Origin of the sequence: Pseudomonas sp. SWRI50 (genome assembly GCF_014269095.1) — a bacterium.
GTDB lineage: Bacteria > Pseudomonadota > Gammaproteobacteria > Pseudomonadales > Pseudomonadaceae > Aquipseudomonas > Aquipseudomonas kermanshahensis.
Map to the genome: position 1 here is coordinate 1 of NZ_JABWRW010000082.1, position 324 is coordinate 324.

1 protein-coding gene is annotated in these 324 nt (G+C 57.4%); it reads left to right on the forward strand.

What is annotated here, in order from left to right; all coding sequences use genetic code 11:
• A partial coding sequence (locus HU750_RS27050) for an immunoglobulin-like domain-containing protein (RefSeq protein WP_186683398.1) occupies positions 1 to 324 on the forward strand: 324 nt, incomplete at both ends.

Consider the following 324-nt stretch of genomic DNA (forward strand, 5'->3'; position numbering starts at 1 on the left):
GTCGGTCAAAGTCACTGACACCACCGACGATGTCGTGGCCAAGCTGACTGCCACCCCTTCGGTTACCGAAGGTGGTGCAATCACCTACACCATCACCCTGACCAACAAAGACGGTCTGCCGATCGACAAGCATTCGGCACTGACCTTCACGCTGAGCGACGGCACCACCGTCATCACGGTTCCGGCCAACAGCACCACCGGTTTCACCACGGTTATCGCACCGGACAACGTCTACACCGGTACCAACGACCCAGTGATCAAATCGATCGCTTCGGTTGATGGCGCCGATGTTGGCAAGTTCGAGAACCTGGTTCTGGACAAGAC